The 13,530-nt window shown below is 69.0% G+C and carries 8 protein-coding genes; 5 read left to right on the top strand and 3 right to left on the bottom strand.

What is annotated here, in order from left to right:
• Positions 1-184: 184 nt before the first annotated feature.
• The 3 genes from OG303_RS49010 (at position 185) to OG303_RS49000 (ending at position 5,925) form a co-directional block, all read left to right on the top strand.
• The gene (locus OG303_RS49010) at positions 185-1,819 is read left to right on the top strand and encodes a CocE/NonD family hydrolase (RefSeq protein ID WP_405876550.1); all 1,635 of its coding nucleotides are present in this window, start codon (positions 185-187) and stop codon (positions 1,817-1,819) included.
• A gap of 136 nt (positions 1,820-1,955) precedes the next feature.
• The gene (locus tag OG303_RS49005) at positions 1,956-4,409 is read left to right on the top strand and encodes a glycoside hydrolase family 3 protein (protein WP_405876548.1); all 2,454 of its coding nucleotides are present in this window, start codon (positions 1,956-1,958) and stop codon (positions 4,407-4,409) included.
• 4 nt (positions 4,410-4,413) lie between these two features.
• A complete protein-coding gene (locus tag OG303_RS49000; RefSeq protein WP_405876546.1) occupies positions 4,414-5,925 on the top strand; it encodes a carboxylesterase/lipase family protein in 1,512 nt (503 codons plus the stop codon).
• A gap of 73 nt (positions 5,926-5,998) precedes the next feature.
• Here the strand turns inward: OG303_RS49000 and OG303_RS48995 are convergent, their stop codons facing one another.
• The 3 genes from OG303_RS48995 to OG303_RS48985 form a co-directional block, all read right to left on the bottom strand.
• Positions 5,999-7,399 carry an NtaA/DmoA family FMN-dependent monooxygenase gene (locus OG303_RS48995; protein ID WP_405876544.1) on the bottom strand — a complete coding sequence of 467 codons (1,401 nt, stop codon included), beginning with the start codon at positions 7,397-7,399 and terminating at the stop codon, positions 5,999-6,001.
• A gap of 25 nt (positions 7,400-7,424) precedes the next feature.
• A complete protein-coding gene (locus tag OG303_RS48990) occupies positions 7,425-9,833 on the bottom strand; it encodes a glycoside hydrolase family 3 N-terminal domain-containing protein (protein WP_405876542.1) in 2,409 nt (802 codons plus the stop codon).
• A gap of 313 nt (positions 9,834-10,146) precedes the next feature.
• Positions 10,147-11,112 carry an Lrp/AsnC family transcriptional regulator gene (locus OG303_RS48985; protein WP_405876540.1) on the bottom strand — a complete coding sequence of 322 codons (966 nt, stop codon included), beginning with the start codon at positions 11,110-11,112 and terminating at the stop codon, positions 10,147-10,149.
• Positions 11,113-11,294: 182 nt separating this feature from the next.
• Between OG303_RS48985 and OG303_RS48980 the strand changes: the two genes are divergently transcribed.
• Together OG303_RS48980 and OG303_RS48975 are read left to right on the top strand one after the other, a co-directional pair.
• The gene (locus OG303_RS48980) at positions 11,295-12,386 is read left to right on the top strand and encodes an adenosine deaminase (RefSeq protein ID WP_405876538.1); all 1,092 of its coding nucleotides are present in this window, start codon (positions 11,295-11,297) and stop codon (positions 12,384-12,386) included.
• Between the two features lie 44 nt (positions 12,387-12,430).
• Entirely contained in the window at positions 12,431-13,522 is a 1,092-nt protein-coding gene (locus tag OG303_RS48975) for an ABC transporter substrate-binding protein (protein WP_405876536.1), read from the top strand.
• Positions 13,523-13,530 lie beyond the last annotated feature (8 nt).

Genomic DNA, 13,530 nt, shown 5'->3' with positions numbered 1-13,530 from the left:
GCCAGTCATCGCGTTTTCGTTCTTCAGCCGCGAGTGATGACATAAAACACCACCACCGGCTACCTTGGCGAGAGCCTCGCGTTTCGCTCCGGTAAGGATTGCAACACGCGATGAGTACGCGACAGAGTACGAATGTACGAAAAAAGGTACCCAAATGCGGATGCTGCTCACGACCGATGTCCCCATGACCACACGAGACGGAGTCGTGCTGCGAGCCGACATCCACCGTCCCGATGACGCCGAGCGACACCCTGCGCTGCTGGTCAGGCTGCCGTACGACAAGTCGTCGCCGTATACGTCCGTGTACCTCGACATACGGACCGCTGTGAGCCGCGGGTACGTCGTGGTCGTCCAGGACGTACGGGGCCGCGGCACGTCCGAGGGGGAATGGGTGCCGTGGAAGCACGAGACCGAGGACGGTTTCGACGCTGTCGGGTGGGTGGCCGGGCAGGACTTCTGTGACGGCCGTGTCGCCATGTACGGCGGCAGTTATTTCGGCAACACCCAGTGGCGGGCAGCTGCCTCGGGTGCCCCCGGACTGCGTGCCATCGCGCCCGGCATGACCTGGTCGAATCCGCTGGACGGCGCTTTGCGCCGCGGCGGCGTGCCGGAGCACGGACTGAACGTGCTCTGGTCGCTGTCGACCGGCATGAGCGAGCTGATGCGCCGCGGCAAGGCCGCCGAGGCGATGGAGGCGGTGCGCCGGATCGACGGACTGGCCCGGGGCGAGTACCTGAGCTATCCGGCGGGACGCATCCCGTGGCTGGAGGAGCTGGGCGTACCCGATATCGGCCTTCGCCGAGCCGACGCCGACCCCAAGACGGTGGCGGAGCTGGATGTCGTCTCCGTCCTCGACGACATCCGCATTCCGGCCCTGCACGTGGGTGGCTGGTACGACGTCTTCCTGCAGGGGACCCTCGACAACTTCGCGCGCCAGCGTGAACTGGGCGTCGCCGGCCATCTCATCGTCGGCCCCTGGACACACGGCACCGATTTCAGCTCGCAGACCGGAGAGGTGAACTTCGGACTCGCCGCCGGCGGACAGTCCATGGGCCTCACCTCGTCCCTGACGGCGGAGCACCTCGACTTCTTCGACGCGGTCCTCGATGACCGACCCCTCGACCAGGCGCCGGTGCGGCTGTTCGTCATGGGGCGCAACGAGTGGCGGGACGAGGAGAGCTGGCCGCTCGCCCGGGCGGTGACCACCCGGCTGGAGCTGGGGGCCGCCGAGCGCGCCGCCTTGCGGAGCCCCCACGGGGAATCCCCGGCCGATGAAGACCTGGACAGCGGATCGCCGGCGGTCGCGGCGCTCACGTTCGAGGCGTCCGAGCCGGTGCAGACGGTGGGCGGCTGCATCGCGATGCACGAGAAGTTTCCCTGGGGTGCGTGGGATCAGCGCGACGTCGAGTGTCGGGACGACGTGCTCGTGTTCACCACCGATCCGTTGGACGAGCCGCTGGAGATCACCGGCCGGGTCCGGGCCCACCTCCGGGTACGGCCGGGGGCGACGGTCTCGGACTGGGTCGTGCGCGTGTGCGACGTCCGGCCGGACGGGAAGTCGATCAACCTGGTCGACGGCGTGAGCCGGGTGGAGTCCACCGACGGCCAGGCCGACGCGCCGCGCGAACGGACCGTGACCGTCGACCTGTGGTCGACCAGCATCGAACTCGCGGCCGGCCACCGACTGCGCGTGCACGTGGCCCACAGCAACTTCCCGCGCTGGGGCCTGAGCCAGCCGGACGGCTCGTTCGTCAGCGACGTCCTGCTCGGTGCGGGCGACAGCTGGATCGAACTCCCGGTGATCCCGCCGTCGGTCTGACGTGGCCGTGCCCTCGACGCGGCCGGGCTCCTGTGCAGGGCCTGTCGTCCTCTTCGTCGGCGCTCTGTCGTCGGTGACCTGCATCAAGAGCATCCGCTGAACCACCCGTACGACCTCACAAGGGAGCACACATCTCATGACCGACGCAGAGGCCACGAACGCCGTCGAGGCGGCTCTCGGCACTCTCGACCTGAACGCCAAGGCACGGCTCCTGGCCGGCCAGGACATGTGGACGCTGCCCGCGCTGCCCGAGATCGGGCTGGGCTCCCTGGTGATGTCGGACGGCCCGATCGGTGTGCGCGGTGTGCGCTGGACGGCTGACGAACCGTCGATCGCACTGCCCAGCCCCACCGCGCTCGCCGCCACCTGGGACCCGGAGCTCGCCCTCCGCGCCGGTCGCCTTCTCGCCCAGGAGGCCCGCCGCAAAGGCGTCCATGTGCTGCTCGCGCCCACCGTCAACCTGCACCGCTCGCCACTCGGCGGACGGCACTTCGAGGCGTACAGCGAGGACCCGTACCTCACCGGTGAGATCGGCACCAGCTATGTGAGGGGCGTCCAGCAGGGCGGCGTCGGGACGACGGTCAAGCACTTCGTCGCCAACGACGCCGAGACCGACCGCTTCACGGTGGACAACATCGTGAGCGCGCGGGCGCTGCGCGAGCTGTACCTCGCACCCTTCGAAGCCATCGTCAAGAACGCCCACCCCTGGGGCATCATGGCGGCCTACAACTCGGTCAACGGCTCCACCATGACCGAACACCGCTACCTGCAGAACGAAGTCCTGCGCGGCGAATGGGGCTTCGACGGCTGCATCGTCTCCGACTGGCTGGCCGCCCGCGACACCGTCGGCGACATCACCGGCGGCCTCGACGTCGCCATGCCCGGTCCGGGGACCGTCTACGGCGAGGCACTCGCCGCCGCCGTGAAGGACGGACGGGTCGCGGAGCACATCGTCGACGAAGCGGTGCGCAACGTGCTGAGGCTCGCCGCCAGGGTCGGCATCCTGGACGGCACTCCGGCGGCGGTGACCGTCTTCCCCGAGGACATCGACGGCAAGGCCCTCGCCCGCGAGATCGCACGGCGCGCCTTCGTCCTCGTACGGAACGAGGGCTCCGCGCTGCCGCTGGACCCCTCGGTGCTGCGCAGCGTCGCCCTCATCGGCAGGGCGGCGCGGGAGGCCCGGGTGCTCGGCGGCGGATCCGCGCAGGTGCTCCCGGAAAGCGTCGTCTCGCCTCTCGACGGTCTGCGGTCCGCTCTCCCGACGGGCGTCGCACTGACCTTCGCCGTCGGCGCCGACCCCAGCGAAGAACTCGGCGTCGCCGACCAGGGCTTCGACCTGCGGGCCGTCGTGCGCGACGCCGAGGGTGACGTACTCGGCACCGGCCCGCTGCACAACGGCAAGGTGTGGTGGTCCGGCCTCGACCTGCCCGAGGGCGTGCTGTACGAGGCGGTCCACAGCATCGAGGCGGTCGGCACCTTCACACCGGGCGAGAGCGGCTTCCACGCTTTCGGTACCAGTGGGTTCGGCGGCTTCACTCTGGTCGTCAACGGCGAGGTCCTCTTCGACGGGGCGCAGGTCAGTGACGCGGAGGATCCCCTCGAAGCGTTCTTCGGCTCCCCCACGAAGCACGGCACCGTCGAGCTGACAGCAGGCCAGCCGGTCGCGGTGAGCCTCACGTACACCGTGCCGGACAACGAGGACGCCGTGATCCAGATCATCGACTTCTCGCTGGTGCACGGCGAGCCGCAGCGTGACGCCGACGAACTGATCGAGGAAGCCGTCGCCGTCGCCGCAGCGTCCGAAGTCGCTGTCGTGGTGGTCGCGACGACCGAGCGCGTCGAGAGCGAGGGCTTCGACCGCACCTCCCTCCGGCTTCCCGGCCGCCAGGACGAACTCGTCGCCCGGGTCGCCGCCGCCAACCCCCGCACCATCGTCGTCGTCAACTCCGGCTCGCCGGTCGAACTCCCCTGGCGCGACGACGTCGCCGCGATCCTCCTCAGCTGGTTCCCCGGCCAGGAGGCCGGCGCCGCCCTTGCCGACGTCCTGCTCGGCGCCGAGGAACCCGGCGGCCGGCTCCCCACCACCTGGCCCGTCCGTCTCGTCGACGCCCCCGTCACCCAGGTGGTCCCCGCCGAGGACGGCACCCTCCCCTACACCGAGGGCCTCTTCATCGGCTACCGCGCCTGGCAGCGTCCGGGCGCCCCGGCCCCCGCCTACTGGTTCGGCCATGGCCTCGGCTACACCCAGTGGTCGTACGAGGCGGTGGCCGTCGACGGCCGCACAGCGACCGTCCGCGTCCGCAACACCGGCTCCCGGCCCGGCCGTGAGGTCGTCCAGCTCTACCTCGCCCCGGTCGCCGACACCGTGGAGCGCCCCGCCCGCTGGCTCGCGGGCTTCGCCTCGGTACAGGCAGCCCCCGGTGAGTCGGCCGAGGTCGCCATCGACCTTCCGGCCCGCGCCTTCCAGATCTGGGACGATGACGCCTCCGCCTGGACCACCGTCCCGGGCACCTACGCCGTCGAGGCCGGGCGCAGCGTCACCGACTGTCCGGTGAGCACCAAGATCACCGTCACTGTTGATGAGGAGTGAGCAGTTGTCGGACACCGTTTCCGTAACCGTCGAGCAAGGGGAACTGGCCGGGCGGGCGCTGGACGAGGGCGGATCGGTGTTCGCGGGAATCCCGTTCGCCGAGGCGCCGGTCGGGCGGCTGCGGCTGCGTCCGCCGCGACGGCCGCGGCCGTGGCAGGGCGTGCGGGACGCCACGGCCTTCCGCGCGTCGCCCGCACAGAACCCCGACCCCTGGTCGCCCCCTGACGCCGTCTACGACGAGGACTGCCTGGAGGTGAACGTCTGGACGCCGGACGTGCACGGCCGCAGGCCGGTGATGGTGTGGATCTACGGCGGCGCCTTCGAGTCCGGAAGCGCGGTGCCGCCGGGCACCGACGGGCAATGGCTGATGCGGGGCGGCGACGTCGTCGTGGTCGGCTTCAACTACCGGGTCGGCGCCCTGGGATTCCTGGATCTGACCGGCATCGGCGGGGAGAGCTGGTCCGGCTCGGTCAATCTGGGGCTTCAGGACCAGGTCGCCGCGCTGCGCTGGGTGCGCCGGAACATCGGGCGGTTCGGCGGCGACCCGGACAACATCTCCGTCTTCGGGGGCTCGGCGGGGGCGAGCTCCGTCGGCTGCCTGCTGGCCATGCCCGCCGCCCGGGGTCTGTTCCGGCGGGCGATGCTGATGAGCCCGCCGGTCGCACGGATCTACGCTCCGGCCACGACACACCGACTGGCCGCCGACCTGCTCGACACCGTCGGCGTCCGCCGCCCCGAGCAGCTCCTCGACATACCGGTCGAGGACATCCTGGCCGCCCAGGCGAAGATCGTCCCCGCCGACATGGGGGCGCGAGCCCTGCCCGGCGGACGTTCCTGGGGACCGGTCCTGGACGGCACCGTCCTACCGCGCACGCCGGTGCAGGCCGCCGAAGCCGGCGACACCGCCGCCGTACCGCTGCTCATCGGCGCGAACCGCGACGAGATGCTGGCGGCCGAGGTGTTCGGGCAGCCCGGCACCACGCCGCCCACCGCCGGCGCGCTGCATGACGAGATCGCCCGCGCGGTGGGCGAAGCCGCGGCCCGAGGCCTGCTGAACGCCTACCGCGCCGCCGAGCCCGACGCCACCACGACACGGCTGCGCCTGCGCTTCCTCGGCGACCACCTCTACCGCGTCCCGGCCGCCCGCATGGCCGAGGCCCACACCCGCGCAGGCGGCACCGCGCACCGCTACCTCTTCGCCGCGGACCTGCCGGGCGTCGGACCATCACACGGCATGGAGGTGGCCCTCGTGTTCGGCAACCACGACAGCGACGACAATCCACTGGCTCCGCTGTACCGCCAGTGGCCCGACTCGGCGGCACTCGGCCGACGGATGATGACCGCCTGGAGCGCCTTCGCCCACACCGGCGACCCGGGCTGGGCCCCGCACACACCCGGCACCGCAGACGTCCAGCTGTTCGGCGCCCCCGGCCCCGTCGGCGAACCGCCCGCTGCCACAGCCGATTCCTGGCGGCTCGCCGCGCATCCTGTGACCGTCCCCGAATCGGCTGTGTAAAGGGGAACTGGTGACGACAACGGTGCCCGGCCGACTCAAGGCCGACCGGGCACCGTTGTCGTCACTTCACCCGTCACTTCGGCCCGGGCCGGAACGACGCGCCCACATGGTTCTCCGGAAGGGTCACCCGGCCCGCGCCGAACAGGTGCTCGCGGAGGGTGGAGCTCTCGTACGCCGTCTTCGCGAGACCTCGTTCTCGCAGGACGGGCATGATCCGGTCGACGAAGTCGTCGTAGGTGCCGGGCGTGGTGAAGGGCTCAATGAGGAAGCCGTCGACACCCGTGCGGTCCACGAACTCCTCGACCTCGTCGGCGATCTGCTCGGGAGTGCCGACGAACCCCAGCCCGGTCGTCCCGTGGACCCTCAGGTGTTCCAGCATCTCGCCGATCGTCTGCGGCTGCCGCTTCGCGCCCTTCCCGCTCGCGTACTTCTCGACCAACGACTTGGCACTGTCCGTCGCCTGCCGACTGCCGGGGATGGGCTTGTCCATGTCGGCGTCGGTCAGTTCGATGCCCGTGTGGTACGCGTACTCCAGCTTGGCCGACTCCAACGTCGAGTAGCCGGCCATCTGTTCACGCCGCCGTACGGCTTCCGCCGCGGTGTCGCCGGTGATGAACAGCGCGCCGCAGACGAACTTGATCGCATCGGCGTCGCGCCCGAACTCCTCCTGCGCCAGGGTACGAATGGCCGCGATGTCGGCGATCGCCTTCTCCGGGTGGCTTCCCGGGATGAAGACGGCTTCGGCGTACTTGGCCGCGAACCGGCGGCCGGCGCTCGACGTGCCCGCCTGGAAAAGCAACGGGGTGCGCTGCGGGGACGGCGGCACGGGGAGCGCGCCCTCGCACCTGAAGTAGGGGCCTTCGTGCTTGATCTCGTGCACCTTGGCGGGATCGGCGTAGATCCGGTTGGCCTTGTCGTAGACGACGGCGTCGTCCTCCCAGGATCCCTCCCACAGCTTGAGGACCAGCTCCAGGAAGTCGTCCGCGATCGCATAGCGTTCGGCGTGCGGGCGCAGGGCGGTGCCGAACAGGCGGGTGGTGGACTCCTGGTTGACGCCGGTCACGATGTTCCATCCGATGCGCCCTCCGCTCAGGGAGTCGAGCGTCGAGAGCCTGCGGGCGATATGGGCGGGCGGCTCGGTCATGGTGGACATGGTCGCCACCAGTCCGAGCCGGGAGGTCGCGCTCGCGATGGCCGACAGGGCGACCAGCGGGTCGCCCATGGGGAAGGCGACGGCGTCCTCGACCGCGCGCGCCGCTATCGTGCCGTTCTTCAGTGGATAGGCGAACTGGTCGGCCAGGAACAGGAAGTCGATGCCTCCCTCCTCCAGTTTGCGGCCCATCTTCGTCCAGTAGTCCAGTGTGAGGAACTCCCCCGACGTGTTGTCCGGGTGCGCCCAGATTCCGGTGACCAGGCCCGACATGCTCAGGCCCTGGATGACTCCGAAAGTGAGTGGCTTTCGCTGAGTGCTCATGTCCTATACCTCCAACTGCCCCTGTTTACAGGGACGATGCGTTCGCGCTGCCGAGGAACCGGCCGTCTCGGGGGACGCCGGTCACGTCTCCGGTGATGGTGAGCGTGGTGCGCGCGCGGATGTCGGAGGAGCTCGCGCCGATCATGAGGTCGACCTCTCCGGGTTCCACGACGAGCAGACCGCGCGGGTCGATGAGCGCGAGCGCGTTGACCGGGGCGGTCAGGCGGACACGCTTGGTGGCGCCGGCGGGAATGTGTACACGGGTGAACGCCAGGAGCTGCCGCACCGGGCGGACGGTGGAGGCGAGGACGTCGCGGGCATAGAGCTGGACCACCTCGTCGGCGTCCTGGTCACCGCTGTTGGTGATGTCCACGCTCACCTCGATGTCACCGCCGGCCGTGACCTCGCGGGCGGCGGATCGGGCGTCGCCGTAGTTGAAGTGCGTGTAGGTCAGTCCGTGGCCGAAGGGGAACAGGGGGCGGGCCGGGCCGTCGACGTAGGTGACCTCGGCGCCGCCGGGGGTGTCGTATCCGCTGCCCGCGCGGCTTCCGTGGAAGACGGGGAGCTGGCCGATCGAGGAGGGGAAGGAGACGGGCAGGCGTCCGGCCGGTGCGGTGCGTCCGAGGAGGGCGTCCGCCAGGACAGGGCCGGCGGCGGGGCCGAGCAACGGGGCCCACAGGACGGCGTTCGCGTGGCCGGTCACCCGGTCCAGCAGGAGCGGGCGTCCGCTGATCACGACGACCACGGTCGGCGTGCCCGTCGCGGCGACCGCCTCGACCAGGACTTCCTGGTCGCCGGGCAGGCGCAGATCCTGCCGGTCGACCTGCTCGCCGGCCGTCACGTCGCCGACCCAGCCGGTGCGCTCTCCGACGACCACGATGGCGACGTCCGATCCGGCAGCGGCATCGGCGGCCCGGGCCAGGTCGTCGGGGGTGGTGGCTTCCGGGCCGCCGAAGGGGGCGCGGACCAGCAGAGCCGGATCTTCGAGCAGCTCTCCCAGAGCGTCGCTCACGCCTACCGCGTGCGGCTCCAGCTCGCGCGCCAACTCCTCAAAGCGGTGCGGGAAGCCGGGCGTGGGGATGAGTCGCAGCCCGTGCACGTTGTCCAGGCCGCCGCCCTCGAAGGACACCTCGAACCCGGAAATGCTCGACTCGTGCGCGGCGACTCCGCTGTACGCCCCGTAGTGCACGCGGACCTGTGCGGCGAGTTCGCCGATCACGGCCACCCGCCCGGGCGCCGGGTGCAGCGGCAGGACTCCGTCGTTCTGCAGCAGCACTACGGCCTGTGCCGCCATGGCGCGGCTCAGGTCCAGTTCCACCTCGGCCTTCGCAGCGGTGCCGGCAGGGAGAGCCGGCACCGGGGTGGCCGGAGTCAGCAGGTGGTCGAGCAGCCCGAGGCGTTCCTTGAGTTCGAGGACGCGCCGGGCCGAGCGGTCGACGACCGACTCGTCCAAGGCGCCCTCACGCACCAGTTCCGCCAGGTCCGCGAACGCCCGGAACTCGGGGAACTCCACGTCGATGCCCGCACCGAGGGCGATCCGGCCCGCCTCCTTCAGGTTCGGGGCCAGGTGGAACAGCACGGTCAGATGGTCCAGGGAGGCGTAGTCGCTGACGACGAGGCCGGTGAAGCCGAGCTCGTCGCGCAGCAGTGTGCCGAGCTTTTCGGGATCGGCGGCGACGGGAAGGCCGTCGATCTCCGCGTACGAGTTCATGACGGTGGCGAGCCCCGCCTCGCGGATGGCCGCCTCGAAGGGCCGGGCGTACTGCTCCCTGATGACGCGCGGTCCAAGGTTCACGCCGCCGCAGTTCAGGCCCGCCTGCGAGGCCGCATATCCGATGAAGTGCTTGCCGCAGGCGGCCACGCCCTGGCGCAGGTCGTCGCTCTGGAGGCCACGGACGAAGGCCACGCCGAAGGAGGCCGCCAGGTCCGGGTCCTCGCCGTAGGTCTCGTGGACGCGCCCCCAGCGCGGGTCGCGGCTGATGTCCAGGACCGGGGAGAGGGCGAAACGCGCGCCCAGTGCGCGCATCCGTTCCCGGGTCAGCGACGCCATGCGTGCGGTGAGGGCGGGGTTCCAGGTGGCGGCCTGGCCGATTCCTGTGGGGTAGGTGGGCGCTCCGGGATGCACCAGGCCGTTGAGAGCCTCCAGGTGGATCAGCGCGGGGATGGGGAAGCGTCCGCAGGCCATCGCGGCGTCCTGCACCGACCGGAAGAAGGAGGGGAGCGCGTCCAGGTCGGGACAGAAACTGCCCAACATGGCGAGGTGCCCGACGCCGTGGGGCGCGATCTCCTGGAACCCCTTGACCAGCGATACGCCAGGATCGGCAGGGGGTGATGCGAACAGGGGCGCCAGCTGTGGGAAGCCGGGGCCGCTGAGCTGGGCGACCTTTTCCTCCAACGTCAGCCGGCTGAGCAGATCTTCGACAGACCGGGGCATGGGAAGCTCCTCAACGGTTGTCGGACGAACGCGAACACGCTCCGGCATGGCGCGCTCTCTGAGGAGCGGCATATCTTCCGAAGTAAGGTTTGGCGTTTTCGTTCACGAGTCCGGTCTGCCGACATAAAACACCATCGGTAGCCATCATGGCGAGGGCCTTGCGTTTCCAGCTGGTAAGGGATGGAACGCAGATACGTGACAGAGTACGTCTGTACGTGCGATCGTACCGATATGCGAACTACGTTCAGGCCCGGCGGGCATGCGAGACGGGCCCACCCGGCGGGCGGGCGCTTACACCCGCGCTGAGACCGGACTAGTCCAAGGCCTCCGACCTGGCCGGATCCTCCTGCGAGGACGGGTCGGGAGCACTGCGGAGCCGCTTCTGGAGTTGGCGGCGCAGGAGACGGATCCGTTGCACCCGGACACTGATGAGATCGGGATGCGCGGAGATGTCGCCGACGAGTTGACCGAGTTCCGATGTGTCGCGGGCGGCGACGTCGACCGCGAGCGCCGAGGTCCCGCTCATGCGCGAGACCGAGACGACACCGGCACGCCGGACGAGACGCTCGACCGTGGTCATGACGGTCTTGGGGTTGACGGTCAGGTCGAGTGCGGCCCGGGCCAGATCGTGATCGGCTGTCTGGACCGTCGTCCATATCCGGATGGCGCCGGAGTCGATGAGGTCGAGGACACGTCGCCTTGCCTGGGAGAGCGACAGGCCGGCCGAGCGGGCGAGTGCCGTGTAGGTGGCGCGCCCGTCGACCTGGAGGGAGCGGATGAGCTGGCGATCCTGGGCGTCGAGTCGTGTTTCGTCCCTGGCGGGCCACAGCCCCGCTTCGCCACCCGCCTCGTCAGGCGTTCCCGCGCCCGTGTAGATCCCCAGAACCGGGTCCGTCGTGACCATGGACACGAAGGGCAGTTGGGCGATCTCGTCGGTCAGCCTGGCGGCGTGACTCAGTGACGTCACGTCGAACGTGGCGATCACCTCGGGTTCCCCGATGATTTCCGCCAGCCAGTAGGAGTGCCCGAGGACGGAGTCCGCGATCTGCGACGCCCAGCCCGACAACAGCCGGACACGGATGTACAGCGTGATCTCGCTGGGATCCACGGAGGGGTGCAGGACGGCGATGACGCTGACCCGGCCCGACTCCAACAGACCGTTCACCCGAGCCCGGGTGGTGGTTTCCGGGAGTCCGACGAGCTTCGAGATCGACCGGACGGTCGCCCGTCCATCGTTCCTCAGCGCGGCGACGATCATGTCGTCAACGGCGTCGAGCACATCAGCCTCCCCTTGGTGACGTCCCGGGGAGTTTAGACGCTGCCGCCGGTCGTCCCCGGACGAGTCGAGCCGCCGCATCTGTATACGGACCCGCAAGAACCCTCTTCCCCAGGCTCGCGGTTTCTGTCATAGTACAGCGACTTCGACAGGTTTAGCCGACTCGAACGGAGGTGAGAGTGGTCATGAACGGACCGGGCAGGCCGCATTCGTTCGAGGTCGCGGGCATGGACGTCCGGGAGCTCTCCCAAGCACTGCCGAAGGTCGACGTGCACTGTCACCTCACCGGCTCGATCCCTCGCGACACCGCTGTCGAGCTGGCCAGACGCAACAAGGTGAGCACCGGCCGATCGGCGATCGAGGCCGCGTACGACCTGCGGCAGCACAGCGGAGAGGCTCGGGAGCAGGCCTTCTTCGACGCGCTCGAATTGCTGGGGGCGCTCGTGCGGACGCCCCGCGATCTCAGCGACGCCGTCTACGGGCTCGTGGCTCATGACGTGCGTGCCGGCAATCTCCGATACCTCGAACTCTTCGTCAATCCGACAGCGCTCGCCCGCACCGGCATGTCGTTCACCCAGATCCAGGACGGCCTGATCGACGGCGCGAGAGCGGCCGAGGACGACTTCGGCGTCCGGACCAACTTCATCGCATGCGTCATGCGCGACGAGCCCGTCTCGTACGCAGAGGAGATGCTCGACCACCTGATCGCGCACCGGCGCGAGGAATTCATCGGCATCGGTCTTGACGGACCGGAATTCCTCGACGAACATCGCCCCATCCACTTCGCCGACGTCTATCGGCGAGCACGCAGGCACGGCTTGAAGCGCACCGCGCATTACGTGCGGTACGGAGCTGCCGAATACTCGGTGTACACCGATCTCCTGGTCTGTGACCGAATAGACCACGGCTACCCCGTCATCGAGGACGAACCGGTCCTGCGCCATGCCGCGGAATCGGGTGTCCCCTTCACCGTCTGCCCGACGATCACACAACTCGTCGCAGGAGACGCCCTCCCCGAATACAGTCGGCCCGAGACCCACCCGATCGGAACGATGCTGCGAGGCGGCATCTGGATCGTTCCCGGGACCGACGACAAATCGATGGTCCACACCGACATCGGAACCGAATACGGCATCATCGCCGACTGGTACGGACTGAGCGCCGGCGACGTCGTACAGGCGTCGCTCGACGGCATCTCGGCGACCTGGCTCGACGAGAGCGACAAGGAATCACTCCGGCGTGAATTCGAAATTGAGATCAACCGCTTGACGCCCTGAGCAACAGAGATCGCACCCGCATGCACGGCCCAGCAGAACCCTTCATGAAACAGGTGCCCCCCAGCACACCTAAAAAGAAAGTGCTCGCTATGGCCAGAAACACCCGAGAAGGCGCACCGGTTTCGCGTCGCTCCGTCATTCGCCTCGGATCCTCCCTCGCCGTCGGCGCGCTCGTGCTGACGGCGTGTTCCGACACCGGCAACACAGAGAAGACCGCATCCGGTCTCACCACCGTCACCTTCGCCCTCGACTATCTGCCGGGCGCCACGCACAACGGCCTCGCGTACGCCATGCAGAAGGGTCTGTTCGCGAAGGAGGGGATCAAGATCAAGATCCTGCCCGTCGGCACCACGCCTTCCGACGCCCTCATCGGAACAGGAAAGGCGCAGTTCGGCTTCACCTCCAGCTACGCATCGGCACTGACGGACCTCGCCGCAGGGATGTCCGTGAAGTCGATCTTCTTGGCGATGCCGCACGACCCGTCCGCCATCTCCGTTCTCGCGTCGTCCGGCATCACCTCACCCGCCGGGCTGGCGGGCAAGACCTACGGCGGCTACGGCACCCCCATGGAACTCGCGCTCGTCAACTCGATGATCGCGAAGGCAGGGGGGCACGGCGCGGTCAAGCAGGTCGTGCTGAGCGTCGGATCCATCGAGGCGCTGAAGTCCAAGAAGGTGGACGCGGCAAGCACCTGGCCCGACGACGACTACACGGCCACCCAGGACGGAACCAAATTCACGAAGTTCCAGCCGACCGACTACGGCGTCCCGGCGAACTCCGGTGTCCTTGTCCTGGCCAACAACAGCTATGCCCAGAAGAATCCCAAAATCGCAAGAGGCCTCGCCAAGGCACTGCGCGAGGGATATCAGGCCGCGATCGACGATCCCAAAGCCGCGAACGCGGCACTCGCGGCCCAGTTCCCGAGCATCAATCGGAAGTTGGTCGACTTCACCACAGGCGCCCAGGCCAAGGACATGGTCAACTCCGACGGTCCGGTCGGCACCCAGTCGGTCCAGAAGATGCAGGCCTACGCCGACTGGATGATCAAGATGGGTGTCCTGACGGGGGCCGGCGGAAAAGCCCTCAAGAGTTTCGACGTGACACCCTTCGTCACCAACACCTATCTGCCCAAGTGACAACCCGG

Source organism: Streptomyces sp. NBC_00005, from assembly GCF_045160215.1.
Lineage (GTDB): Bacteria > Actinomycetota > Actinomycetes > Streptomycetales > Streptomycetaceae > Streptomyces.
Note: the sequence above shows the minus strand (reverse complement) of the source record. Positions and strands in the feature narration are given on the sequence as shown.